The sequence below is a fragment of the Agrobacterium sp. NPDC090283 genome (genome assembly GCF_044769685.1).
Classification (GTDB): Bacteria; Pseudomonadota; Alphaproteobacteria; order Rhizobiales; family Rhizobiaceae; genus Agrobacterium.
This window is the reverse complement of sequence record NZ_JBIVYG010000003.1, coordinates 198,054-224,413: the sequence shown is the minus strand read 5'-3', so window position 1 is coordinate 224,413 and position 26,360 is coordinate 198,054. Positions and strand designations below refer to the sequence as shown.

The window sequence follows — 26,360 nt, the reverse complement described above, 5'->3', positions numbered from 1 at the left end:
GAAAAGCCCGGCGGATTGCGGTCCGCCGGGCTTTTTCGTTGATGGGGCTTTATCCGCGCTTTTCCGTGAGGAAATAGAACAGGGCGGCCACCGGCAACGCAAAACCGATCCATGAGGCGGCGCTCCATTCACCGACCGCATAGGCCCAGCCGCCCACGGCGGAGCCGATGGCGCCGCCCATGAAGAACGTCGCCATATAGATGCCGTTCAGACGGCTGCGGAATTCCGCCCCGAGCGTGAAGATCGCGCGCTGGCCGAGCACCAGATTGGTGGTGACGCCGAAATCCAGAACGATGGCTGCGACGACCAGAATGGCGAGCGCCAGATGCGAGCCTTCAGGTACCAGATGCGTAACGGCGAAGGAGAGCGCCACCGCCACCAGTGCAAAGAGGGTTGCGACACGCGTCCAGCCACGATCGGCCATCCGCCCGGCAATCGGTGCCGCCACGGTGCCGGCTGCACCGGCAAGCGCGAAGAGCGCGATCTCGCCCTGGCTGAGATTGAAATGCGGCCCGCTCAGATAAAGCGGCGTCGTCGTCCAGAACAGGCTGAAGGCGGCAAAGAGGAAAGCGTGGTAGATCGCCCGCCGCCGCAGGATCGGTGTGTGCAGGGCAAGCCTGCCCATCGAGGCCATCAACGCGCCATAACTCAGCCGCGCCTCGGGCATGCGGACGGGCAGAAGCCGGAAAAGCACCACGGCAAGAAGCGCCATGACCGCCGCCGACGTCAGAAAGACGCCGCGCCAGGAAACCACTTCCGACAACAGGCTGGAAACCGGCCGAGCCAGCATGATGCCGGCCATCAGCCCGCTCATGACATTGCCGACCACGCGCCCGCGAATGGCGTGCGGCGCCATATGAGCGGCATAGGGGACGATGACCTGCACCGCCACAGAACTGACGCCGACCAGAAAGGCGGCGATCAGGAACGGCGCCGCATGCGGCGCAAACGCCGCGGCGGCGAGCGACAACACCGCCATGGAGACCGAACTGACCACCAGCTTGCGGTTTTCAATGAGATCACCAAGCGGCACGACAAACAGCAGGCCGATACCATAACCGATCTGCGTCAGCGTCACGATCAGGCCAGTCGCGCCGGCGGAAAGACCAAGCTCCGTGCCGATAATGCCGGCAAGCGGCTGACCATAATAAAGATTGGCTGCAATCAACCCGCAGGCTGTCGCCAGCAAAAAAGTCAGGGCCGGGGAAATGGATGTTGTCTCGACATCATCCCCGTCAATTACACGCGTCGTCATCATTTTCTCCAATATGGAAACGAATGTTTCCTAAATAGTCACAAAATCAATCGGCAAGCTTCATGGCGATATCCACCACGGTCACCATGTCCTTGAGGCTGCGCCCGGTTTTTCCCACCACGCGCATGCCGTACATCATGCACAGCATCGCGCGGGCAAGATCATCCGGGTCGGCCTTCGAGTGCACCGAACCATCCTTCTGCCCTTCGGTGATGATACGGGCGACGATTCGTTCCCTCGCCTTCACCGCCCGCTCGACCACGACGGCAATGTCGTCATCCAGGGCAGCCAGATCGGCAGCCGCACCCACCACCAGACACCCATCCGAGCCCACACCGCCATGGGATCGTTCGGCATAAAACATGAGGCCCGCTCTCAGACGCTCATAACCGGTCTCGCCACCGGCCACCGCCGCCTCGAAACGTTCGGTCTGCACGATCCTGTAGCGCTCCATCGTGGCGATGAAGATGGCTTTCTTGTCCTTGAAGGCCTTGTAGAGACTGCCCTGCGCCAACTCCATCGCGTCGGTGAGATCACCGACCGAGGTGGCGTGGTAACCGCGCCGGGAAAAAACACGGATCGCGCCGTCAAGCGCACGATCGAGATCGAACTCGCGTGGCCGGCCGCGATGGCGCTGTTCCTGAGCATGGGTGCGGGTCGTATTGGTCATGGCCGCAATATAGGAAACGATCATTTCCAAATCAAGCAAAAAAATTCGCCCCGTGACGAGCCAATGGGAAGAGCCTGATGACGCGCCCTCCCCGACAATCATTTGCAGGGAAATTTATCCAGGAAATCTGGCGATGACGCCGCAAGAACATACGGTCAGTCGAAGCAAAAGCTCAGGCGGCCTTGCGGGTGAAAAGACGTCCGGGCTGCGTTCCGAGCCGCGACAGGCGTTTCGGCATAAGCGCAGCAACCTCATCGGCGAAAGCTTTCGCATTCTCCACAGCTTTGTCGGTATTGCTGACCTTGTCCTTATCGAGACAGAGGAGCGTGCCGCCATAATCGAAAATATCACGATAGGCCGCCCGCTCGACAATCGCCGTGTTGAGCACGGAGACGTTCTTTTCGGCGAGCAGCATCTTGACGAGCAGCAGCGACCGCGTCGCCACCATGGCATTGACCCGCGTCAGCACGATGGAATGGGCGATCTCCTTGCCCATCCTGCAGTTCAGGAATTCGATGTGATCGAGCACTTCGGCGGCACCCCGCGCATCCATGGCCGAGCCCTGAACCGGGATCAGCACATGATCGGAGATACCGAGCGCCATGGTCAGAAGCGGCGTTTTCGCGCCTGGCAGGTCGATGATGAAACAGTCGGTATTGGTTCTATTCTCGCGAATATGGCCCTCGAGCGAAGCCATCGTCACATGCGAAATCACCGAGAGATTTTCGATCTCGCCGGATAAGTCGTGCCAGCGGGAAATCCACAATTGCGGATCGGCATCAAGAACCGTCACGCGGTGGCCGCTGCGGGCCAGTTCGGTTGCCAGAAGCAGCACGGCCGTGGTTTTCCCCGCACCGCCCTTGGTATTGGCAAAAGTGATGACTGACATGATACCCCCTGTTGGTCAGAGCCGTTTCATGCTCATTCACGCACCGACGCCCTCATGGTGCTTTCCACAATCTTAACGAACAGGGTTAACAAATGGCTAAGAACGGTTATGCCGGGCAACAAAAAGCCCGCGATTTGTAACGCGGGCTTCTTCCAGTTCAGTGGATTACGTCAACTTGCGGCAGGAACCCACATCGTCCGCCCGCAGCCGACCGGCTTTGAGATCTTCATATTTGGGCAGATTCAGAGAACCGCCCAGCCTCTTCTCAACGGTATTGCGATCAAGCGAAATCATGCGCCCGGCACTGGTAAAGGACACCATGCCATTCTTTCCGGAATAGGCCATGGTCGCGCGCATCTCGCAAAAATAGCGGTCAGAACCTTTAGACAGGTTCCAGCCCCGAATACCCGCCTTGTTGCTCGAGAGGGCTCCGACTTTGTAGCCCTGCCCTGAAAGTTCCTTAAAAGAAGCAGCCTGCGCAACGACGGGCGACCCCAACAAAGCCACCGCGATCAGTGACGAAAAAAATGAGAATCTCGCAGTCACTCTGCCCACCCTTTAAAAGCAATCCTCGAACAACTTCCTGGTATTTTCCAGCGTCATCGGCACCGGATTGCCGCCGCAGCTCGGATCCTTGATCGCTTCTGCCGCGAGCTCGTCGATCCGGTCCGGCTTGATTCCCATGGCAGTCAGGTTTTCCGGCACGCCGAGTTCCTTGCGAAGCTCCAGCACATAGTCATAGAAGCCATCGAACCCGCCGGAAATGCCGAGATAGGCGGCCGCACGGGCGATCTTGTCTTCGATGGCCGGGCGATTGAAGCGCAGCACCGCCGGCATGACCACGGCATTGGTCATACCGTGATGGGTGTTGTAGACGGCTCCGATCGGATGCGACAGCGAGTGGATGGCTCCAAGACCCTTCTGGAAGGCAACCGCCCCCATCGCCGCCGCCGCCATCATGTTGGTGCGGGCCTCGATATCCGTGCCGTCCTTATAGGCGCGCGGCAGGAATTCCTTGACGAGCCGCAGCCCCTCCAGCGCCACGCCGGCGCTCATCGGATGGAAGAACGGCGACGAATAGGCCTCGAGGCAATGGGCAAAGGCATCCATGCCCGTGCCGGCCGTGATGACCTTCGGCATGCCGACCGTCAGTTCCGGATCGCAGATGACGACGCCGGGCAGCAGCTTCGGATGGAAGATGATTTTCTTCACATGCGTCTTGGAATTGGTGATGACACTGGCGCGGCCGACTTCCGAACCGGTGCCCGCCGTCGTCGGAACCGCGACGATGGGCGCGATCTTGGAAGCGTCCGCCCGAGTCCACCAGTCGCCGATATCCTCGAAATCCCAGACCGGACGCGTCTGCCCGGCCATGAAGGCGATGGTCTTGCCAAGATCGAGACCAGAGCCGCCGCCGAAGGCCACGACACCGTCATGGCCGCCATCGCGATAGACCTTAACACCCGCTTCCATGTTGATTTCGTTGGGGTTCGGATCGACCTCGGCAAAGATCGCCCGGCCGAGGCCTGCCTCTTCCAGCACGTCTAGGGCATGCGCGGTGATCGCCATATTGGCAAGGCCGCGATCCGTGACGAGAAGCGGCTTTTTGATGCCGAGCGTCTTGCAGGCTTCCGCCAGTTCCTTGATCCGGCCACGGCCAAGCTTGACGGCAGTGGGATAGCTCCAGTTGGCGACGATGTTCATTTCGTGACTTTCTTCAGATGGTAGGATTTCGGACGGGTCAGGTTCTGGAAACCGAGGACGGAGAGCGAGCCGCCTCGGCCTGTCTCCTTCACACCGGTCCAGCAAAGTGCCGGATCGAGATAATCCGCACGGTTCATGAACACGGTGCCGGTTTCGATCTCGCGGCCGATCCGTCCCGCGCGGGCGGCATCCTGCGTCCACAGCGACGCAGTCAGGCCGTATTTGCTGTCATTCATCAGCGCGATGGCTTCGTCGTCATTCTTGACCTTCATGATGCCAAGGGCCGGACCGAAGGTTTCTTCGGTCATGAACTCCATGGAATGATCGACATTGACGAGGACCTGCGGCGCGACATAAGCGCTCTCGCCGTCATCGGCGGGAAACTGCTTCGGATCGACCAGTGCCTTCGCACCCTTGGCAACGGCGTCAGCGATCTGCGCACGCACCACCTTGGCGAAACGCTTGTTGGCCATCGGTCCGAGCGTCGTTTCCTGTTCCAGCGGATTGCCGAGCTTGTAATTGGACACCCATGCCACCGACTTCTCGACGAATTCGTCATAGAGGTTTTCGTTGACGTAGATACGCTCGATACCGCAGCAGCATTGCCCGGAATTATAGGTGGCGCCATCCATCAGCGTATCGACAGCAGCGTCGAGATCGGCATCCTCCATCACATAACCGGGATCCTTGCCACCAAGCTCGAGCCCGAGACCGGTAAAGGTGCCGGCAGCGGCGCGCTCGATGGCCCTGCCGCCTTCCACCGAACCGGTGAAATTGACGAAATTGAACAGGCCTTCGGAAATCAGCGCCGAGGTGGTGCCATGGTCGAGGAAGACATTGATGAAGACGTCTTCGGGCACGCCGGCCTCGACGAAAGCCCGCACCATACGTTCGCCGACGAGAAGCGTCTGCGCCGCATGTTTAATGACAACCGTATTGCCGGCCATCAAGGCGGGTGCGACGGTGTTGATCGCCGTCATATATGGATAGTTCCAGGGCGCGATGACGAAAACGACGCCATGCGCCTCGCGCTCGATGCGGCGTTCGAAATTGCCGCTTTCCTCGATGACGAGCGGCGCCAGCGCATCGGCGGCGATGGAGGCGACATAGTTGGAGCGCTCGTTGAAGCCCTTGAACTCGCCGCCGTAACGCACCGGACGGCCCATCATATGCGCCAGTTCCGGCACCACCTCCGCCACCATTTCATTGAGGCGGGCGACACCCTTCAGAACCAGCTGAACGCGGTCCTCTAGCGGACGCCGCGCCCAGTCCTTTTGCGCCTTGCGCGCCTTCGAAACGGCGGCCCGCGCCGCCTCCAGCGACATCGCCTCCCGCTCGGCATAAACCGAGCCGTCGATGGGCGAGATATTCTGGATCATGGTCATGATGTTTTCCCGTAATGATTAGGCTCGTTCGAAACCGCGCGCCACTTCCCAGTCGGTCACGCGGCGGTCGTATTCTTCCTGTTCCCACCGTCCGGCATGGACGTAGTGATCGATCACATCGTCGCCAAAGGCGTTGCGCAGCATTGCCGATCCGTCCAGAAACGCGGTGGCGTCACGCAGGGTCTTGGGTATCTCGCGCACATCCTTGCCGCCATAGGCATCACCGACAAAAGCGGGCTCAAGTTCGAGTTTATTTTCGATGCCGTCAATGCCTGCCGCAAGCAAAGCCGCCATGGCGAGATAGGGATTGAGATCGGATCCGCCGACACGGCATTCGATGCGGATGCCCTTGGTACCTTCGCCGCATAGACGATATCCCGCCGTGCGGTTGTCGAGGCTCCAGATCGCCTTGGTGGGCGCAAACGTGCCGGCCATGAAGCGCTTGTAGGAATTGATGTAGGGCGCCAGAAAATAGGTGATCTCGCTGGCATGGGCCAGAAGCCCGGCAACATAATGCCGCATCAGTTCCGACATGCCGTGCTTGGCGTCCTTGTCGAGGAAGGCCGGCGTCTTGCCGTCGAGGCTCCACAGCGACTGGTGAATATGCGAGGAGCTGCCGGCGGCATTATAGTTCCACTTGGCGAGGAAGGTCACCGCCTTGCCCTTGGACCAGGCGATCTCCTTGGTAGCGTTTTTGATGATGGCGTGCCGGTCGGCCATGGTCAGCGCATCGGCATAACGCACATTGATTTCCGCCTGGCCGGGAGACGCCTCACCCTTGGAGTTTTCGACCGGAATGCCGGCGCCCTGCAGGCCCTTGCGCAGCGCTCGCATGACATCCTCTTCCTTGGTCGTCTGGAAGATATGGTAATCCTCGTTGTAACCGCTGGCGAGGTTCAGCCCCTTGTAGCCGTTGGCGCGCGCCGCATCGAAGGTCTGGTCGAACAGGAAGAATTCCAGCTCGGTCGCCATGAAGGCTTTCAGCCCCATGGCCTCCAGCCGCGCCACCTGCTTTTTCAGCAGCGCGCGCGGCGAATGCGGCACCTCTTCGTGGGTGTGATGATCGAGCACGTCGCACAGCACCAGCGCCGTACCTTCCAGCCACGGCACGCGCCGCAGCGTCGAAAGATCGGGTTTCAGCACATAATCGCCATACCCCTTTTCCCAGCTGGAGGATTTGTAACCGGGAACGGTTTCCATCTCCATGTCGGTGGCAAGCACGTAATTGCAGCTATGGGTTTCCTCATAGGCGCTTTCAACGAAGAACTCCGCCTGAAACCTTTTGCCCATCAGACGCCCCTGCATGTCGACAAGGCAGGCCAGAACCGTGTCGATGCGCCCTTCGGCGACATCCATCTTAAGCGCGTCGAATGTGTAGCTCGTCATTTTGTCCGTTCCCTTTATTGTGGCGACCGGGCGGCCGGAAGACGGCCGCCCGTTTGTTTAAGCATCAGGCCTTTGCAGCCGCTGCGGCAACCGCAGCCTGCTTGTGCTCCAGCGCGAATTCCTCTTCCGGCGACAGGATGAGGCGGTGGCGTCCGACAAAGGCGAAATAGGCGATCGCCACGGCGAACCAGACCGCTACCCAGAGCACGCCCTTGGTGAAGTTCGGGTCCTGGATCTGGTAGAGCAGCGTGATGATGGCGATGATGATCGTCAGCACCGCGCCCGGAATGCCGAAGGGCGAGCGGAACGGCCGCTCTATATGCGGCAGGTTCTTCCGCAGCAGGATGAAGGAGATCGCCTGCATGATGTAGGAGAACATCGCACCGAACACCGCCATGTTCAAAAGCACGCTGCCGATGATGCTGCCGCCCTGTTCCGCACCCAGCGCGAACCAGATGACGAGCATGACCGCAAGACCGACAATCGCGCCGGAAATATTGGCCACATATGGCGTGCGGTATTTGGAATGGGTAATCGACAGCACGGTTGGGAAATAACCCGCACGGGAAAGCGAATAGATCTGCCGGCCCTGCGCGTAGAGGATCGTATGGAAGCTGGCGATCAGGCCGGTAAGCGCAACGAGACCGAGCAGCACAACGCCGCCATCGCCGTAGATCGCCTTGAAACCATCAAGCAGCGGCTCCAGCGACGAACCGAGATGGAAGGCGCCGACGCCCGGCAGGGACGGGTTGAGCAGCACGATCATGAAAGCCGAAACCATCAGCGTCACCATGCCGAGGATGATGCCCTTCGGCATGTCGCGTTTCGGATCGACCGATTCTTCCGCCGCCAGCGGCAGCTGCTCGATGGCGAGGAAAAGCCAGACCGCGAAAGGCAGCGTGGCGAGAACGCCCGAGAAGCCGAAGGGGAAAAAGGAACCGCCGCCCTCTGCCAGTTCCACCGCCTTGCCGTCAGGTCCGACACCGATATTGAGCGCGAAACGCGAAAAATCGATGTTGGGAATGGCGCTGATCCAGAAGAACACCAGAACAGTAAGCGAAATCAGTGTGATAACCAGCGTCACCTTGAAGGAAAGCTCAAGCCCGAAGACGTTGAGCGCCAGAAAGATCGCGTAAAACGCTATCCACACGAAGGGTGAATAGGCAGGATCAAGGCCGAGAATGGAGTTCACATAGGCGGTGATGAAGGTGACGACGACCGCCGGCGTCAGCACATATTCGACATTCTCGCAAAGCCCGGTGATGAAGCCGCCCCAGGGACCCATGGCCGTGCGGGCGAAGGAATAGGCCGCACCGGTATGCGGAAGCGCCGGACTCATTTCCGCGATGGAAAATGTCAGCCCGAGATACATGATGGCGATGATGATGCCCGCCACCAGCATGCCGCCCCAGCCGCCGGTGGAAAAGCCGAAATTCCATCCGGAAAAATGCCCTGATATGACCGCGCCGACGCCGAGCGACCAGAGCGACCACACGCCCGCATAACGGGATAGTCCGCGTTTTTCGAAATAGGATGCATCAGCCTTCTTGTAGCTGACGCCTGACGATGAACTGTCCATGCCCTTCTCTCCTGAATAAGAAAAAAACAAGCCAGTCAGCCGTTATTGGCCGATTGTGCCCCAGTTTTTGGCTTCACCCGGGAGATTTCCCGCGATTGGCCGCACGCACTTGCTGTTCCCTTGCCGCTTCGCGCCTTGTCGGCTTTTTTGAATGGCGGCAGTCTCATTTGGCAGCCGGCCCCGGTGTTTTCACCATCGGCCGGCCATAGCTCCCTCACTCATCGATCGATGAGAGCGCCTTCCCCATAAGCTCGTGGAGAAAAGCGGCAATTGCCGCCTGCTCTCCTTCATTGGTGACGAGATCGTTGCGGATCTCGATCATGACGTTCAAAAGCCCGTCCGGCAGCGCATGCAGCCGCAGCGTATGCGTCACACCGTCTTCCGGGCCATAGGGATCGTTGCGATTGACCGTGAGCGAGGACCCTTCGGCGCCTGCCAGCATCGCATCCGCGAGGCGGCTGTCGCTATCGTGCAGGATGCCGATCTCAACCTTTCGGAACCGGCCGTGATAAACCGGCGTGAAACTGTGGATGGTCACCACCACCACCCTGCGGCCATCCGCCTGCCGCGCGGCGATGATCTCGCTCACCCGATCGTGAAACGGCACATAAAGCGCCGACGTGCGGGCAAACCGCTCCGCTTCGCTAAGATCGAAATTGCCGGGAATATCGTAAATCTCGCTTTTCACCGGCATGGCGGAAGGCGATTCGGGCGGCCGGTTGCAATCATAGACGAGGCGCGAAAACCGCTGATAAACGAGCGTGGCGTCAAACTTTTCCGAAAGCAGCCGGGCAACGGCCAGAGCACCCGGATCCCAGGCCGCATGGCTCGAAAGCACTTCGGGTGAAAGACCCAATGTTCCGTATTTTTGCGGAATGGTGGCGGAGGCATGTTCGCAGACGAGAAGGACATCGCCCTTCCCCGCAGCATTCTCGACGCCGACGGCCTGCCCTTCCGCTTCTGTGAAAAACCGTGACCGCACCGTCATGCACGAACCCCGCCCGGAAACCCCGCTGCCCCGTCAATGGCGAAAAGAATTCTTCACATTATCGCGAGTGTCAAATGGAATTTTGAAATTTTCTCTTCATTTTTCCCATTGACTCGATAGCTGGCACAGATGTTTATTTTAGCCATGCACCGGCAGAAGACCGGAAGGGGAAAAGTTTGCGCAACACGACGGCGACCGTCTCGGATGTCATCCATGCCCATTACGACGCGTTGACCCGTTCGGAAAGGCGGCTGGCGGAAAGCCTGCTCGGCAACTACCCCGTCTCCGGCCTCGGCAGCATCACCACCATTGCGGAAAATGCCGGCGTTTCGACCCCAACGGTGGCGCGCATGGTGCAGAAGCTCGGTTATAAGGGCTATCCGGAATTTCAGGCGCATCTGCACCAGGAACTGGAAGCGACGATCTCCGGCCCCATCGCCAAACATGACCGCTGGGCAACCAATGCGCCCGGCCTGCACATTCTCAACCGCTTTGCCGATGCCATCACCGGCAATCTGCGCGATACGCTTGGTGATCTCGATACCGCCGTCTTCGACAATGCCGCAGCGCTGCTTTCCGACCGCAAGCGCAGCATCTATTTCGTCGGCGGGCGCATCACCGGTGCGATTGCCGAATATTTCTTCACCCATATGCAGGTGATCCGGCCGAAGACGACGCTGATGTCGTCCAATTCCAGCGCCTGGCCGCAATATATGCTGAATATGAGCGCCGGCGACGTTCTGGTTATCTTCGACATCCGCCGCTACGAGCACGACATGACGACGCTGGCCGAGGTGGCCAAGGCAAATGGCGTGCAGATCATTCTCTTCACCGATCAATGGACATCGCCGGTGGCGCGCCACGCGCTGCACACTTTCCGCGTCAGGATCGAAGCTCCCTCGGCATGGGATTCCTCGGTTGTCACGCTGTTCGTGGTCGAAGCGCTGATCGAAGCGGTGCAGAACGGCACCTGGGATGAAACCAGGGAGCGTATGAACGCGCTGGAGGGCCTGTTTGAACAGACGCGGCTGTTCCGCAGGCCGGACAAAACATGAAACTATATAGCCGGCAACTTGCTTGACGCGGATGCCGCTCGCTGATTGGATACCTGTCATCGCTACCAGCACGATAAAACAGGATAAGAAAGCAAGCTGGGGAACATATCTGGCCACCACGGATGACGATGGGAATCTCCCGCAATTGCAGGCAAAAAGCCTGACGATGGCGGAAAACGGGCGTAAAGTGACGGAATCCGGATAAATAAATTGCAATCCAGCCGTCACATTAGCTTCATCGAGAATCCGTATCAGCGTCCGCAATATGAGAACACGAAGAGGAGAAAAAAGTGATCTCTCACTGCCGCCGACTGCTCGCTACGACCACTGCACTGGTCATCGCCTCCACCGCAATTGCCGCCGCTGAACCGAGCGCCGAGCTGATCGCCGCCGCCAAGAAGGAAGGCATGCTGACCACCGTCGCGCTGCCGCACGACTGGTGCGGTTACGGCGACGTCATCGCCGCTTTCAAGGCCAAGTACCCGGAAATCACCGTCAACGAACTGAACCCCGACGCCGGCTCCGCCGATGAAGTCGAAGCCATCAAGGCGAACAAGGACAACAAGGGCCCGCAGGCGCCTGACGTCGTCGACGTCGGTCTCGCTTTCGGCCCGCAGATGAAGGCCGAAGGCCTGCTGCAGCCCTACAAGGTTTCCACCTGGGATGAAATCCCTGACAACGTCAAGGATGCAGACGGCTACTGGTACGGCGACTATTACGGCGTCATGTCGATGTTCGTGAACAAGGACCTCGTCAAGAACACGCCGAAGGACTGGGCCGACCTGCTGAAGCCGGAATATTCCGGTCAGGTGGCACTCGCCGGCGATCCGCGCGCCTCCAACCAGGCGATCCTCGGCGTTCTCGCCGCCGGTCTTTCCACCGGCGCGAAGTCCGGCAAGGAAGCCGGTGAAGCTGGCCTGAAGTATTTCGCCGACCTCAACAAAGCCGGCAACTTCCTGCCGGTCATCGGCAAGGCCGGCACGCTGGCACAGGGCGCAACCCCGATCATCGTCGCCTGGGACTACAATGCCCTTTCCTGGAAAAAGACGCTGAACGACAACCCTCCGACCGAAGTCGTCGTGCCTGAAAAAGGCGTTCTCGCCGGCGTTTACGTTCAGGGCATTTCCGCCTACGCGCCGCATCCGAACGCTGCCAAGCTGTGGATGGAGCACCTCTACTCCGACGACGGTCAGCTCGGCTGGCTGAAGGGTTATTGCCACCCGATCCGCTTCAACGCCATGGTCAAGGCCGGCAAGGTTCCGCAGGAGCTGATCGACAGCCTGCCGCCGGCAGCAGCCTATGAAAAGGCAATCTTCCCGACACTCGAGGAAGTCGATGCCAACAAGGCTGCCGTCACCGGCGGCTGGGACAGCGTCGTCGGCGCAAACGTGAAGTAAACTGCTGAAAATGCACCCCGGCCGATCAAAGGTCGGGGTGCTTCTTTAAAAGCATTTCCAGTAAAAGTGCGTAGCGGTTTTACGTCTGGAAAATGCGCAAGACAAAAATCGAGAGCGCATCCGACATTTGCGTTTTGACCGGATGTGCGCGAGAAAGACCTTTATAGACAGACCGTTTTGAAAACGGCGTTTGGGGACAAGGCATGTCATCAACCAACACCGGCGGACCATCCGACGCGGGCAGAAAATTGCCGCTGCACTGGATAGGCGTCGTACCTTTTGCCGTTTTCGTTCTGCTGTTCCTGATTCTGCCGACGATGAAGATCGTCATCGGCGCGTTTCAACGAACGGATGGCAGCTTCACGCTGGAAAACATTGCCGGGCTTTTCACCTCGTCGATCCTTGCCGCCTACTGGATCTCGATCAAGATCAGCCTCGCCTCGGCAGCACTCGGCTGCCTGATCGGTTTTGCCGTGGCCGCCGCCGTCGTGCTGGGCGGCCTGCCGCAGCGCATCCGCGGCCCGCTTCTCACCTTTTCCGGCGTCGCCTCGCAATTTGCCGGCGTGCCGCTCGCCTTCGCCTTCATCGCCACGCTCGGCCCGGTCGGCCTGCTCACCGTGTTCCTGAAGACGCAAATCGGCATTGATCTGCGGATGCTCGGCTTCAACATCCTCTCCTTCTGGGGCCTCACCGTCACCTATCTGTTCTTCCAGATTCCGCTGATGATCCTCATCATCACGCCGGCACTCGACGGGCTGAAGCGCGAATGGCGCGAGGCGGCGGAGATTCTCGGCGCAACCGGATTTCAATATTGGCGCATGGTGGCCTTCCCGATCCTGCTGCCATCGCTGCTCGGCACCATGTCACTGCTGTTTGCCAATGCCTTCGGCGCGGTGGCCACCGCAATCGCGCTCACCGGCTCCTCGCTCAATATCGTGCCGATCCTGCTTTTCGCGCAAATTCGCGGCGACGTTCTCGGCAATCCGCACCTCGGTTACGCCCTTGCCTTCGGCATGATCGTCGTCACCGGCATCGCCAATGCGCTATATATCTGGCTGCGCGCCCGCAGTGAAAGGTGGCTGAAATGAAGCGTTTCTTCGCCTGGGGCGCGCTGATCTTCGGCCTGCTCTATTTCGCCCTGCCGCTGATCGGCATGACCAACTTTTCGCTGAAGATGCGGCGCGGCGAATATTCCTTCGACGCCTATGGCAAGGTGCTGACCGACCCGCGCTTTCAGGAAACTTTCAGCTATTCGGTGGTGATGGCGCTGTTCACCATCGTCTTCGGTGTTCTGCTCGTCGTGCCGACAGCCTATTGGGTGCGTCTGAAACTGCCGGGCCTGCGCCCCTATATCGAATTCATCACGCTGCTGCCGCTGGTCATTCCGGCCATCGTCATCGTGTTCGGTTATATCAGGCTCTACAACACCTCGAGCTGGCTGCCGCTGACCGGCACGACCTTCGGCACCAACCTTCTTCTGATGTTCGGTTACGCCACGCTTGCCCTGCCCTACATGTACCGCGCCGTCGACACCGGTCTTAGAACCATCGACGTCTCGACGCTCACGGAAGCGGCGCAGAGCCTCGGTGCGGGCTGGACGACCATCCTCTCGCGTATCATCCTGCCCAATGTCCTGGTCGCCGTGCTTTCGGGTGCGTTTTTGACCTTCGCCATCGTCATCGGTGAATTCACCATGGCGGCCCTTTTGAACCGCCCGGCCTTCGGACCCTATATGCAGCTGCTCGGCGCCAACCGCGCCTATGAACCGGCAGCGCTTGCCGTGATTTCCTTCGGCATCACCTGGGGTTGCCTCGGTCTGATCCAACTCGTTTCCCGTTACCAGAAGGGCGCGCCTCCCAAGGCCTGAGGACAAGATTTTCATGAGCTTTTTGACACTTAGCAACATCAAGAAATCCTTCGGCTCCGTGCAGGTCGTGCATGATTTCAACATGGCCATCGAAAAGGGCGAATTCGTCTCCTTTCTCGGGCCCTCGGGCTGCGGCAAGACCACCGTGCTGCGCATGATCGCCGGTTTCGAAACCCCGAGCGGCGGATCGATCGTCATCAACGGCAAGGACCAGACGGCGCTGCGGCCCAACCAGCGCAATATCGGCATGGTGTTCCAGGCCTATGCGCTGTTCCCGAACATGAACGTTTATGAGAACGTCGCCTTCGGTCTGAAGGTCGCCGGCAAACCAAAAGCCGAGATCGACGCCCGCGTTAAGGAAATGCTCCAGCTCATCCATCTGGAACATCTGGCGGACCGTTATCCCTATCAGATGTCGGGCGGCCAGCAGCAGCGCGTGGCGCTCGCCCGCGCATTGGCCCCGAAGCCGGAAGTACTCCTGCTGGACGAACCGCTCTCCGCGCTCGACGCCAAGATCCGCGTCTCGCTGCGCGAGGAAATTCGCCAGATTCAACAGAAACTCGGCATTACCACGATTTTCGTGACCCACGATCAGGAAGAGGCCCTGTCCATCTCCGACCGCATCGTCGTGATGAATGGCGGCCGCGCCGACCAGATCGGTTCGCCCTTCGATATCTATAACAAACCCGCCACCCGTTTCGTCGCCTCCTTCGTCGGCACGCTGAACCTCATCGACGCCACCGTGGTGGATTCCTCGTCCAACACCATTCGTGTCGGGGAGCAGCAGATCACCCTGCCGAAGCCGGTCGATGCGGCGAATGGCGAAAAAATCACGCTGGCGCTCCGCCCGGAAGCAGGCTCGCTCGGCAGCGATGCGAAAGGCGATGTTGCCATTTCCGGCCTCGTCACCTCCAGCCAGTTCCTCGGCTCCGTCATCCGCACCCGCCTCGATCTCGGCGGCTCCACCCTGTCTTTCGACATGTTCAACGATCCCGGCACGGCGCCACCTGCCGTCGGTGAGCAGGTGACGCTGAAATTCGCGGCCGGCGACCTGATGCTCATCAAGGACTAAAGCGCTTTTCCAGACGCAAAACCGCTTCGCCCATTTGCGGGAAATGGTAGAGCAGGTATGACTTCGAACCTGCATACCAACATTATGAGGCCATGATGCGCGCGCTTTATTACGAACGATTCGGCGAGACCCCGGTTGTCGCGTCCCTGCCCGATCCGGAACCGACCGATGGGGGCGTGGTCATAGAGGTGAAGGCGACCGGCCTCTGCCGCAGCGACTGGCACGGCTGGATGGGGCATGATCCGGATATTCGCCTGCCGCATGTTCCCGGCCACGAATTCGCGGGGGTGATCGCCGCTGTCGGCAAGAACGTCACCCGCTTCAAGACCGGTGATCGCGTTACCGTGCCTTTCGTCTCCGGCTGCGGCCATTGCCATGAATGCCGTTCCGGCAACCAGCAGGTTTGCGAGGCCCAATTCCAGCCCGGCTTCACCCATTGGGGTTCCTTCGCCGAATATGTCGCCATCGACTATGCGGATCAGAACCTCGTGCATCTGCCTGATACAATGAGCTACGCCACCGCCGCCGGTCTCGGCTGCCGTTTTGCCACCTCTTTCCGGGCGGTGACGGATCAGGGACGCCTGAAGGGCGGCGAATGGCTGGCGGTCCATGGCTGCGGTGGTGTTGGCCTTTCCGCCATCATGATCGGCGCTGGCCTCGGCGCACAGGTTGTCGCCATCGATATTGCCGAAGACAAACTCGAACTCGCCCGGCAACTCGGCGCGTCCGCGACCATCAACAGCCGCATGGTCGCCGATGTTTCAGAGGCGGTGCGGGAAGTGACGGGTGGCGGCGCCCATGTCTCCGTCGATGCGCTTGGCCATCCGCAGACCTGCTGCAATTCCATCAGCAACCTGCGTCGGCGCGGCCGCCATGTGCAGGTGGGGCTGATGCTGGCCGATCACGCCATGCCCGCCATTCCCATGGCCCGTGTGATCGCGCACGAACTGGAGATTTACGGCAGCCACGGCATGCAGGCATGGCGCTACGAGGACATGCTGGCGATGATCGAAAGCGGCAGGCTCGCGCCGGAAAAACTGATCGGCCGCCACATAACCCTCACCGAAGCCGCAACTGCGCTGCCCGCCATGGACAGTTTCAGGGAAAGCGGCATCAGCATCATCGACCGGTTCGAATAAGCGCCGGTCGCGGCCGTTTCTTCCTTGTCAGACGCTCCTGCGTCCGAAAGCCCGGACAGGAGCGCCTGTCCGGGGTAATGCCGGCACAGTAGCTGGCATCGGGCTGCTCTCGGCATGATTGCTCTCAGTGTCGCTCCACTGGCGTCGCACCAATTGCTTCTTGCGGACCGTCAGCGGATCGACCTCCGCCACCGGGTCATTGTCAATGACAGAAGGCGTCGCCAGCGACCGGGCAACCGCCCGGATGAATTGCAACCCCTTGCGGATGAAGACAAAAAGACCGACCGCCAGCACGGCGATGAAAACCACAAAACCCCAGCGACCGTTCTCCTCCTTACGGGCCGCCCGTTCCATGCGGTGCTTGGTCGTCGGGTCGAAACCAAGTACGGCCTTCAGCCTCGCAATATCTGCGTCGCTGAGTTTGCTGTAGCGGTCGCCGTGATAGAGAACGTAAGCATTGCCATTGCTGCTGTTCAGATAGCCGAGATCGAACGCTTTTCCTTCCCGAAGAAAAGCTGCGGTGTTCGGCAGATCATAAACGAGATCGATCGTCTCGCCGCCGCCAAATCCGGGAATGGCAAATAGTCGAACCTTCCGCGCCTCCGCCTCGCTCGCGGATATCGCGGACAACAAGGAGGCGTAAAAAAATAACACTATATAGTTCATTCATTCTCCACAACAGCAATGAGAATGAGTGACGATTGACACGTCTAGATTAATTCAAAGTATATACTCGAAATAAGCTTTTAATAATGGAATAATTATTCTGATGCACAGGAGAAAAAACTACTATATTAGAGAGACATATTATATTATAATAAATGGAACTATTGCAACAGGCGTATGCGGTGAGGTTTACACCAGCACATGAACACCATTGGCGCAGGCCACACACCCCGTTAAACTCCAGCCACAATCACCCGCTTCAAGCCTTGATGACGAGCCGGGGCGCAACACCTCCGAACAGGACGGATTATTGGCAAGGAACGCGACATGCTGTTTCTCGACAGCGTAACCATGAAAGAGACCCCGGACGGAAGAGACGCCTATCCCTTCTCCGTTCCGGCGCTGCGCCATCTGGAACGCCTCGAATTCAAGACGCCGATCACCTTTTTTGCCGGCAATAACGGCTCCGGCAAATCGACGCTGCTGGAAGGGCTCGCGGCGGGAATGACGGCCTATGCCATCGGCAATCACGGCCAGGTCGCCGGCGACCTCTATCTCCAGCATGCCGAGACCGTGGCGAAGGCGTTTTATTTCGCGCGCAAGAAATATCCGAAAATCCGCATGTTCATGCGCGCGGAGGACGTGCTCGGCTATGTCCGCCGGCAGAACGAGGACGCGCTGGACGATTTTCGCTGGGAGCGGGAAAAGGCCCTCAAGAAGGGCGAAGACTTTCCGGAAGAAACCCCGGATACGTTTCGCAGGATCGTCAGGAACAACGTCATCGACCGGCGTTCGCATGGCGAAGGATTTCTCGATATCATGCAACAGCGGCTGCATGGCGCCGGCCTCTATTTTCTCGACGAACCGGAAAGCCCGCTTTCGCCGCAAAAGCAGCTGGAGCTGGCCGCCCTCATCCGTCACGCCGCCGATAGTGGCGGGCAATTGATCATCGCCACCCATTCACCGGTGCTATTGGCCATTCCCGAAGCCACGATTTATCATTTCGACGCAGATGGCATCACCGAGCGCCTCTATGACGAGCTGGAAAACATCAGTTTCCTGCGCCGCTTTCTCGATCGTCCCTCGAAATACCTGAGCGATTGAACGTCGATAAGGCTTGAAATCGCGCCGCGCTTGCCGCATGCCCATAAGTAATACGTAATTTAGAAAAGAAGCAGCCTCATGTCTCCCACCACCACACCGGCGGCAGCCCGGCCCCTCAACGGTCAGGATTACAGAACTCTTGGCCTTTCGGCCCTCGGCGGCGCGCTGGAATTTTACGACTTCATCATTTTCGTATTTTTCGCCACCGTCATCGGCCATCTGTTCTTCCCGCCGGAAATGCCGGACTGGCTGGTGATGATCCAGACCTTCGGCATCTTCGCCGCCGGTTATCTGGTGCGGCCGCTGGGCGGCATCGTTCTGGCGCATTATGGCGACCGGTATGGCCGCAAGCGCGTCTTTGCCTTCTCCATCCTCCTGATGGCGCTTTCCACGCTGGGCATGGCGCTGATGCCGACCTATGCCACCATCGGCGTGGCCGCCCCCATCCTGCTCATCATTCTGCGCATGTTGCAGGGCGCCGCCATTGGCGGCGAAGTGCCGGGAGCATGGACCTTCGTTGCCGAGCATGTGCCCTTCCGCCGCGTTGGCCTCGCCTGCGGTTTCCTCACCTCGGGTCTCTCTTTCGGCATCATGCTGGGCTCGCTGATCGCCTTTGCGATCAACTCGCTCTTTTCGCCGGAAGACGTGGCCGGTTACGCCTGGCGCATTCCCTTCCTGCTCGGCGGCATTTTCGGCCTGATCGCCGTTTATCTGCGCCGGTGGCTCGAAGAAACGCCGATCTTCACCGAGATGAAGAAATCGAAATCGCTGACGGACAAGCTGCCGCTTGGGCTGGTACTGAAGCACCATATGCGCGGCGTCATCATCTCCGCCCTGCTGACCTGGGTTCTGTCGGCGGCCATCGTCGTGACAACACTGATGACGGCCACCTTCCTGCAGAAGCTTTACGGTTATACCCCGACACAGGCGCTGGCCGGCACCAGCTTCGGCACGCTGTTCCTGATCTTCGGCGTCATCATCGCCGGCGCACTGATCGACCGTGTCGGCTCCGGCATTTTCTTCATGGGTGCCAGCATCTTCTTTGGCGTCGCCACCTTCACCTTCTACAGCTATGCCGGCACCTCGCTCGAAACCATGTTCGTGCTTTATGGCGTCATGGGCCTCTCGGTCGGCATGGCCGGCGCCGTGCCCTATGTCATGGTCCGTGCTTTCCCGGCCTCGGTCCGCTTCTCCGGTCTCTCCTTCGCCTATAACGTATCCTACGCCGTCTTCGGCGGGCTGACGCCCATTGCCGTGACGACCGCACTCGCCGTCAATCCCATGGCGCATGCCTGGTATCTGGTCTTCATCGCCGTCCTCGCTTTCGCGATCGGCCTCTACCTCTATCTGCGCGGCAGCGAGGTCGAGAGCCATGTCGGCATTGAGGAGCTGGCGGCGCTTAGGTCCTAAGTCAAACACGGAACACAAAAAAGCGCGGGACCCGCCCGCGCTTGAAACAACCTTTCCGCCGTCATGCCGGCCCCCGGAACAAGCCCGAGGATGATCCGGCATCCAGCCACGGCGTGTCTGCGTCGTGAAAAGAGTCTTCTGCGATCAAGCACTTGATCGCGCTGGACCCCGGATCAAGTCCGGGGTGACGGATGTCAAGACCTCACGCAGCGCTGTCGATTTTCTCTTCGCCGTTGGTCGGCACGTAATTCAGTACCGGTCCGAGCCAGCGCTCCACTTCCCCCACCGGCATATCCTTGCGGCGCGCATAGTCGAGAACCTGGTCGCGCTCCACCTTGGCAACACCGAAATAATAGCTCTCGGGGTGGCCAATATAAATACCGGAGACGGAGGAGCCGGGCCACATGGCGTAGCTTTCCGTCAGCTCCACACCCGCCGCATTGGTGGCATCGAGCAGGGCGAACAGCGTCTTCTTTTCGGTATGGTCAGGCTGTGCCGGATAGCCGGGTGCCGGGCGAATACCGGCATAGGCTTCCGAAATCAGCTCCTCGCCATTGAAGTTTTCCTGCGGCGCATAACCCCAGAATTCCGTGCGCACCCGCTCATGCATACGCTCGGCAAAAGCTTCCGCGAAACGGTCGGCCAGCGCCTTGACGAGAATGGACGAATAATCGTCATTGGCCCGTTCGAAGCGCTCGGCAATCGCCACTTCCTCAATACCAGCCGTCACCACGAAGCCGCCGACATAATCGGCAACGCCGCTATCGGCGGGCGCAACGAAATCGGACAGCGCCACGTTCGGACGACCATCGCGCTTGGAAAGCTGCTGGCGCAGCGTGAAGAAGGTGGCAAGCTCTTCGCCGCGGCCTTCATCCGTAAACAGGCGGATATCGTCACCGACGGCATTGGCTGGCCAGAAGCCGATCACCGCCCGCGGCCGGAACCACTTTTCCTCGATGATCTTCTTCAGCATGGCCTGCGCATCGGCATAAAGCTGGCGCGCCGCCTCGCCCTGCTTTTCATCGTCGAGAATGGCCGGGAAACGGCCCTTTAATTCCCAGGTCTGGAAGAACGGCGTCCAGTCGATGTAACGGGAAAGCTCCTCCAGATCGTAGGTTTCGAACACCTTGGTGCCGAAGAACTGCGGCTTGACCGGCGCATAGCCAGACCAGTCGATCTTATGCGCATTCTCCCGGGCGCGGGAAAGCGGCAGGCGCTGCTTCTCGCGCTCGTTGCGGGCATGGGCCTCAGCCACCTTGGCATATTCAGTGCGGATGCCATCGATATAAGCGGGCTTCTGCTCTGCGGAGAGAAGCGCGGAAACGACACCCACCGCACGCGAAGCATCGGTGACATAGATCGCCTGCCCCTGCTCGTAACGCGGATGGATTTTGACCGCCGTATGCACGCGGCTCGTCGTTGCCCCGCCGATCAGCAGCGGAATGTCGAAACCCTGACGCTCCATCTCGGCCGCAACATGCACCATCTCATCCAGCGATGGGGTGATCAGGCCGGAGAGGCCGATCACATCAACCTTCTCCGCAATCGCCGTTTCGAGGATTTTCGTCGTTGGCACCATCACGCCGAGATCGATGATCTCGTAATTGTTGCAGGCCAGCACGACGCCGACGATGTTCTTGCCGATATCGTGCACGTCGCCCTTCACGGTCGCCATCAACACCTTGCCTGCGGCACTACGCTCGGCTCCGCCATTCTGACGCTTTTCCTCTTCCATGTAAGGAAGCAGCACGGCAACTGCCTGCTTCATCACGCGGGCGGATTTCACCACCTGCGGTAGGAACATCTTGCCGGACCCGAACAGGTCGCCGACCACGTTCATGCCGGCCATCAGGGGGCCTTCGATAACGTGCAGCGGACGCTCCGCCTTCTGGCGCGCCTCTTCCGTATCGGCCTCGATATATTCGGTGATGCCGTTGACCAACGCATGTTCCAGACGCTTCTCGACCGGCAGTTCGCGCCAGGAAAGGTCCTGCACCTTGGTATCCTTGGCGCCCGTGCCGCGGAAACGCTCCGCGACCTCCAGCAGCCGCTCCGTCGCGTCGTCACGCCGGTTCAGCACCACGTCCTCGCAGGCCTCGCGCAGCTCGGGATCGATATTGTCGTAAACCGCAAGCTGACCGGCATTGACGATGCCCATATCCATGCCGACCTGAATGGCGTGGTAAAGGAACACGGCATGCATCGCCTCACGCACGGGCTCGTTGCCGCGGAAGGAGAAGGACAGGTTGGAGACGCCGCCGGAAATATGCGTGAGCGGCATGGTTTCGCGGATAGTCTTGGTGGCCTCGATGAAGTCCACGCCGTAATTATTGTGCTCCTCGATACCCGTCGCCACCGCAAACACGTTCGGATCGAAGATGATGTCTTCCGGCGACAGGCCAGCCTTTTCGGTCAGGAGCTTATAGGCGCGCGCGCAGATTTCCACCTTGCGCTGATAGGTATCCGCCTGCCCAACCTCGTCAAAGGCCATGACGACAACCGCCGCACCGTAATTGTGAACGAGCCGCGCCTGCTGGAGAAACTTCTCCTCGCCTTCCTTCAGCGAAATCGAGTTCACGATCGACTTGCCCTGAACGCATTTCAGGCCGGCCTCGATGATCTCGAATTTCGAGCTGTCGATCATGACGGGTACGCGGGCGATGTCAGGCTCGGCGGCGATGAGGTTCAGAAACTCCACCATCGCCTTTTCGGAATCGATCAGGCCTTCATCCATATTGATGTCGATGATCTGCGCGCCGTTTTCCACCTGATCGCGGGCAACAGCCAGCGCCGCCGTGTAATCGCCGGCGGTGATGAGCTTGCGGAAGCGGGCAGAACCGGTGACGTTGGTGCGCTCGCCAACATTGACGAAGGGAATATCCTTGGTCAGCACGAAGGGCTCGAGGCCCGAAAGCGACATGAACGGCTTGTGTTCGGGGATCGGACGCGGCTTGTAATCCTTGACCGCTTCGGCAATCGCCCGGATATGCTCCGGCGTGGAACCGCAGCAACCGCCGACGATGTTGACGAGACCGTCGCGAACGAAGCCCTCGACCTGACGCGCCATCATCTCGGGCGTTTCGTCATACTGACCGAATTCGTTCGGCAGGCCGGCATTCGGATAGGCGCAGACGAAGGTATCGGCCACGTCAGACAGCTCCTGCAGATGCGGACGCATCGCGTCGGCACCCAGCGCGCAGTTCAAGCCGATGGTGAAGGGATTGGCGTGGCGCACCGAATTCCAGAAGGCGGACGGCGTCTGGCCTGACAGAGTGCGGCCGGAAAGGTCGGTGATCGTGCCCGAGATCATCACCGGCAGGCGAATGCCCTTCGCCTCGAAACGCTCCTCGCAGGCAAAGATCGCCGCCTTGGCGTTCAGCGTATCGAAGATCGTCTCGATCAGGATGATATCGGCACCGCCGTCAATCAGGCCGTCGATCTGCTCGCCATAGGCAATGCGCAGATCGTCAAAACTGACGGCGCGAAAACCGGGATTGTTGACGTCAGGCGAAATCGAGGCCGTGCGGTTGGTCGGGCCGATGGCGCCCGCCACGAAACGGCGGCGGCCATCCTCGCGCTCGGCGCGCTGGGCAGCGCGGCGGACGATCTGCGCCCCCTCGCGGTTGAGATCGTAGACGGCATTTTCCATCTCGTAATCGGCCTGCGCGATGCGCGTCGACGAAAAAGTGTTGGTTTCGAGGATATCCGCGCCCGCCATGGCGTAACGATAATGGATTTCCTCGATGGCATTCGGCTGGGTCAGGATCAGAAGGTCGTTATTGCCCTTCTGGTGACAGGCGCAGCCGATAAAACGGTCGCCACGAAAATGGTCTTCGTCAAAACCCAGCCCCTGGATCTGCGTGCCCATGGCGCCGTCGAGAATGAGGATGCGTTCGCTGGCGGCCTCGCGCAGCGCCTTGAAAATTTCCGCGCCGTCACGCTTTGCCCCTTCAGGGCCGAACAGATCGTCAAACACGGGCACACTCCTCATTTCGATTTGCAAGATCGCAAGCCGTCAAGTCACATAAAGATATGTTTATGTCAATATATCTTCAAGGAACAGATATGGCTTTGCGTCGTTACACCACGTTACGAAATATCGCTGACAGATGACAGGTTTATACGGCAAGGATATAAGCCGAAGCAGCAAACCGCATGGAGGATGAGAATGCCCGAGGACGATCGCAACAGCCGCAACTGGAACACCCTGCCCTGGCACCGTCAGTGGCTGGTAAAACAGGCCGAGGGACTTTTCGATTTCTTCCAGTACCGCGCCCTCAACCCTGCCGGCGGCTTCTTCGATCTGGATGCCAAAGGCACGCCGCTTCAGGCAAAGGATCCCGTGCGCGGCATCCATGCGTCAGCCCGCATGGTGCATTGCTTCTCCATCGGCCATCTGCTCGGCCGCCCGGGCTGCGGCGATATCGTCGATCACGGCATGACCTATCTCTGGAACAGACATCGCGACGGCGACCATGGCGGTTATTTCTGGCAGGTGAACGATGCCGGCCCGGTGGATGCCACCAAGCAGGGTTATGGCCATGCCTTCGTGCTTCTGGCCGCCTCTTCCGCCAAGACCGTCGGGCATCCGCTGGCTGACAAGATGCTGGCCGACATTACCGAGGTGCTCGAAACCCGGTTCTGGGAAGAAAAACACGGCGCCATCGCCGAGGAATTCCATCGCGACTGGTCACCCATCGAGAATTACCGCGGCCAGAACTCTAACATGCACCTGACCGAAGCGCTGATGGCCGCCTACGAGGCGACAGGCGACAGCAACTATCTCAACAAGGCCGAACGCATCGCCGATCTCGTCATCCGCCGCCGCGCCGGCGAGCTGGATTTCCGCGTGCCGGAGCATTTCGACGAGAACTGGACGCTCGACAAGCAGTATCGCGGCAACGAAATGTTCCGCCCCTCCGGCTCCACCCCCGGCCACTGGCTGGAATGGGCGCGCCTTATCCTGCAACTATGGGTGCTGGGCGAACGCCGCCATGACTGGATGCCGGTTGCCGCGAAATCGCTCTTCGTGCAATCCATGGCGCTCGGCTGGGACCGGGAAAAGGGCGGCTTCTTTTATACGCTCGACTGGAACGACAATCCGGACAAGCGTGCCAAGCTCTGGTGGCCGATGTGCGAAGCGGCGGGCGCTGCCCACTTCCTCAATGAGAACCTGCCGGCGGACAACTTCTACGAAGACAGCTACCGCCGCATCTGGAGCACCATCGCCAACAACTTCATCGACCATGAGAATGGCGGCTGGCATGAGGAACTGACGGAAGATCTGGTTCCCGCCCACACGCTGTTCCCCGGCAAGGGCGATATCTACCACGCGCTCCAGGCCTGCCTCATCCCGCTTTTCCCGGCGACGGGAAGCCTGACGAAAGTGATCGGGGAAAGCGGCGGGGATTATTGAGGCGCGTTGCGGCCAACAGCCCCTCTGCCGTCATGCTCGGGCTTGTCCCGAGCATCTGCAACCTATCCACTCGACACAACATGGTTAGATCCTTGGCACAGGGCCGAGGATGACGCCGCGTATAAAGCGACACTCAAAACCCGATGGTTTCCTCGAAATCATCCCACGACTGGTACATTTCATAACGCCCGATACCGGGGATCGGCACATGCCCGTAATAGGGCGAAAGCTGAAACTCCGCGGCCGCCTCGCTCTTGCCAGCCACGGCGGCCACATAGATGGCGGAGGCGAGCCCGGTGCGGTTCGCGCCATGTTCGCAATGGATGAGGACAGGTTTTTCTGCATTGCGCAGCACGGCCGCCAGCGTTTCCGAATCTTCCACCGAGACCTTTTCGCTTGAACTCAGCGGGTAATCGACAAGCCGGATACCATTATTTTTCGCCGCAAGGCTTTCCGCATCATACCAGCCTTCACGCTTTTCATCGCGCAGGTTGATGATCGTCTTGATGCCATAAGCCTTAGCATAGGCCGCGATATCCTTGCCGCTCGGCTGGGCCGAACGATAGAGTTCGCCGGGAATGACTTCGTGAAAATTTCCGGTGAGTTGGCCGATGCCCATATGCGCACCCGCCAGAACCGGCAGCGCGACAAGGCCGATGGCGGTTATTTTCAGAAGCTTTAGAACAATACGCAAAACATCAACCCGCGACATCAATCGAATGAAGGGGGAGATGGCATCGCAAATGGACGAAAACAAGTCAGCGACGGGCCCGGCCGGTTCCCTTGCGGACGATGAGAATTCGCCCATCCGCCCGGAACCGCTGTGACGCAGGGATTTTCCGGCCGCCGCTCACCGGCGTGAAAATTTTCAAAATACCGTGATAGACGGAAGCCGCCGAACCGCTCAGTCGAATTCCGCGGAAATGACGGTGACACGCCATTCCAGCCGTTGCGGCTCCACCCTTTCATTGTTTCGCATCCGGAACGCCCGGCAGGCCGCGAAAGTCTCACCGGCCTCGATCCGTCTTTCGCTCACCTGATAGGGATCGAAGGAAACGGAGGCGCGGAAGGCCGGTTCGAACCCTTCCAGCGTATAGGTCAGCCGCTGCACCGCGACGTTATTGTCGTTGCGGAAGCTGACGCGGATCGGCAATGCCGCATCCGGGCAGGCCGCGTCGAATTCGGCGCTCGCGACGATATGGTCGAGCCGCTGATTGCCGCGCCGCCAGTCATAAATCACAAAGGCGGCGGTGGTCGTCCAGATCAGCAACAGGCAGATGACGACGGATTTCAGATGCCGCGGAAACGCAATGAGGGTGAGAAGAAGAATGGCGCTGAGAACGGCTCCGACAATCACGTCGCCCCTCCTCCGCTAGAA

Annotated in this window: 22 protein-coding genes; 9 read left to right on the top strand and 13 right to left on the bottom strand. The window is 59.6% G+C overall.

Features of this window, described 5'->3' with window-relative positions; all coding sequences use genetic code 11:
* Positions 1-49 precede the first annotated feature (49 nt).
* The 9 genes from ACIQUH_RS06570 to ACIQUH_RS06530 all read right to left on the bottom strand — a co-directional run bounded on the left by ACIQUH_RS06570 (position 50) and on the right by ACIQUH_RS06530 (position 9,856).
* Positions 50-1,255, bottom strand: a complete 1,206-nt coding sequence (locus ACIQUH_RS06570) for an MFS transporter (RefSeq protein ID WP_400813273.1) — start codon at positions 1,253-1,255, stop codon at positions 50-52.
* Positions 1,256-1,301: 46 nt separating this feature from the next.
* On the bottom strand, positions 1,302-1,949 hold the full coding sequence (locus ACIQUH_RS06565; RefSeq protein ID WP_400813272.1) for a TetR/AcrR family transcriptional regulator: 648 nt from the start codon (positions 1,947-1,949) through the stop codon (positions 1,302-1,304).
* Between the two features lie 148 nt (positions 1,950-2,097).
* Positions 2,098-2,814 carry an AAA family ATPase gene (locus ACIQUH_RS06560; RefSeq protein WP_400813271.1) on the bottom strand — a complete coding sequence of 239 codons (717 nt, stop codon included), beginning with the start codon at positions 2,812-2,814 and terminating at the stop codon, positions 2,098-2,100.
* A gap of 165 nt (positions 2,815-2,979) precedes the next feature.
* Positions 2,980-3,360: a hypothetical protein gene (locus ACIQUH_RS06555; RefSeq protein WP_400813270.1), complete on the bottom strand. Its 381-nt coding sequence runs from the start codon at positions 3,358-3,360 to the stop codon at positions 2,980-2,982.
* A 12-nt stretch (positions 3,361-3,372) separates the two neighbouring features.
* The gene (locus ACIQUH_RS06550) at positions 3,373-4,518 is read right to left on the bottom strand and encodes an iron-containing alcohol dehydrogenase (protein ID WP_269340613.1); all 1,146 of its coding nucleotides are present in this window, start codon (positions 4,516-4,518) and stop codon (positions 3,373-3,375) included.
* Positions 4,515-5,903 carry an aldehyde dehydrogenase family protein gene (locus ACIQUH_RS06545; protein ID WP_400813269.1) on the bottom strand — a complete coding sequence of 463 codons (1,389 nt, stop codon included), beginning with the start codon at positions 5,901-5,903 and terminating at the stop codon, positions 4,515-4,517. Before ACIQUH_RS06545 ends, ACIQUH_RS06550 begins: the two co-directional genes overlap by 4 nt.
* Positions 5,904-5,921: 18 nt before the next feature.
* Complete coding sequence (locus tag ACIQUH_RS06540) at positions 5,922-7,289, bottom strand: glutamine synthetase family protein (RefSeq protein WP_400813268.1); 1,368 nt, start codon at positions 7,287-7,289, stop codon at positions 5,922-5,924.
* A gap of 64 nt (positions 7,290-7,353) precedes the next feature.
* On the bottom strand, positions 7,354-8,868 hold the full coding sequence (locus ACIQUH_RS06535) for an amino acid permease (RefSeq protein WP_400813267.1): 1,515 nt from the start codon (positions 8,866-8,868) through the stop codon (positions 7,354-7,356).
* Positions 8,869-9,082: 214 nt separating this feature from the next.
* Positions 9,083-9,856 carry an N-formylglutamate amidohydrolase gene (locus tag ACIQUH_RS06530; RefSeq protein ID WP_400813266.1) on the bottom strand — a complete coding sequence of 258 codons (774 nt, stop codon included), beginning with the start codon at positions 9,854-9,856 and terminating at the stop codon, positions 9,083-9,085.
* Positions 9,857-10,032: 176 nt separating this feature from the next.
* Here ACIQUH_RS06530 and ACIQUH_RS06525 point away from each other — a divergent pair, with 176 nt between their 5' ends.
* The 6 genes from ACIQUH_RS06525 to ACIQUH_RS06500 all read left to right on the top strand — a co-directional run bounded on the left by ACIQUH_RS06525 (position 10,033) and on the right by ACIQUH_RS06500 (position 16,386).
* Positions 10,033-10,911, top strand: a complete 879-nt coding sequence (locus ACIQUH_RS06525) for a MurR/RpiR family transcriptional regulator (protein WP_400813265.1) — start codon at positions 10,033-10,035, stop codon at positions 10,909-10,911.
* A gap of 290 nt (positions 10,912-11,201) precedes the next feature.
* Entirely contained in the window at positions 11,202-12,308 is a 1,107-nt protein-coding gene (locus ACIQUH_RS06520) for an ABC transporter substrate-binding protein (RefSeq protein ID WP_400813264.1), read from the top strand.
* Positions 12,309-12,511: 203 nt separating this feature from the next.
* Entirely contained in the window at positions 12,512-13,396 is an 885-nt protein-coding gene (locus tag ACIQUH_RS06515) for an ABC transporter permease (protein ID WP_400813263.1), read from the top strand.
* Positions 13,393-14,175, top strand: a complete 783-nt coding sequence (locus ACIQUH_RS06510; RefSeq protein WP_400813261.1) for an ABC transporter permease — start codon at positions 13,393-13,395, stop codon at positions 14,173-14,175. The genes ACIQUH_RS06515 and ACIQUH_RS06510 overlap by 4 nt, the downstream gene beginning before the upstream one ends.
* Before the next feature lie 13 nt (positions 14,176-14,188).
* Entirely contained in the window at positions 14,189-15,247 is a 1,059-nt protein-coding gene (locus ACIQUH_RS06505; RefSeq protein ID WP_400813260.1) for an ABC transporter ATP-binding protein, read from the top strand.
* A 95-nt stretch (positions 15,248-15,342) separates the two neighbouring features.
* A complete protein-coding gene (locus ACIQUH_RS06500; RefSeq protein ID WP_400813258.1) occupies positions 15,343-16,386 on the top strand; it encodes a zinc-dependent alcohol dehydrogenase family protein in 1,044 nt (347 codons plus the stop codon).
* 27 nt (positions 16,387-16,413) lie between these two features.
* Here ACIQUH_RS06500 and ACIQUH_RS06495 read toward each other — a convergent pair whose 3' ends face one another.
* Positions 16,414-17,052: a hypothetical protein gene (locus ACIQUH_RS06495; protein ID WP_400813257.1), complete on the bottom strand. Its 639-nt coding sequence runs from the start codon at positions 17,050-17,052 to the stop codon at positions 16,414-16,416.
* Between the two features lie 327 nt (positions 17,053-17,379).
* On the opposite strand from ACIQUH_RS06495, the gene ACIQUH_RS06490 reads away from it, so the two are divergent.
* Together ACIQUH_RS06490 and ACIQUH_RS06485 are read left to right on the top strand one after the other, a co-directional pair.
* Positions 17,380-18,156: an AAA family ATPase gene (locus ACIQUH_RS06490; protein WP_400813256.1), complete on the top strand. Its 777-nt coding sequence runs from the start codon at positions 17,380-17,382 to the stop codon at positions 18,154-18,156.
* Positions 18,157-18,234: 78 nt separating this feature from the next.
* The gene (locus ACIQUH_RS06485) at positions 18,235-19,566 is read left to right on the top strand and encodes an MFS transporter (RefSeq protein ID WP_400813254.1); all 1,332 of its coding nucleotides are present in this window, start codon (positions 18,235-18,237) and stop codon (positions 19,564-19,566) included.
* A gap of 202 nt (positions 19,567-19,768) precedes the next feature.
* Here ACIQUH_RS06485 and metH read toward each other — a convergent pair whose 3' ends face one another.
* Positions 19,769-23,542 carry a methionine synthase gene (gene metH / locus ACIQUH_RS06480; RefSeq protein WP_400813253.1) on the bottom strand — a complete coding sequence of 1,258 codons (3,774 nt, stop codon included), beginning with the start codon at positions 23,540-23,542 and terminating at the stop codon, positions 19,769-19,771.
* 192 nt (positions 23,543-23,734) lie between these two features.
* Here metH and ACIQUH_RS06475 point away from each other — a divergent pair, with 192 nt between their 5' ends.
* On the top strand, positions 23,735-24,982 hold the full coding sequence (locus tag ACIQUH_RS06475; RefSeq protein WP_400813252.1) for an AGE family epimerase/isomerase: 1,248 nt from the start codon (positions 23,735-23,737) through the stop codon (positions 24,980-24,982).
* Between the two features lie 133 nt (positions 24,983-25,115).
* Here ACIQUH_RS06475 and ACIQUH_RS06470 read toward each other — a convergent pair whose 3' ends face one another.
* Positions 25,116-25,676, bottom strand: a complete 561-nt coding sequence (locus ACIQUH_RS06470) for a dual specificity protein phosphatase family protein (protein ID WP_400813251.1) — start codon at positions 25,674-25,676, stop codon at positions 25,116-25,118.
* Between the two features lie 210 nt (positions 25,677-25,886).
* Positions 25,887-26,339: a hypothetical protein gene (locus ACIQUH_RS06465; protein ID WP_400813250.1), complete on the bottom strand. Its 453-nt coding sequence runs from the start codon at positions 26,337-26,339 to the stop codon at positions 25,887-25,889.
* Between the last annotated feature and the right edge of the window lie 21 nt (positions 26,340-26,360).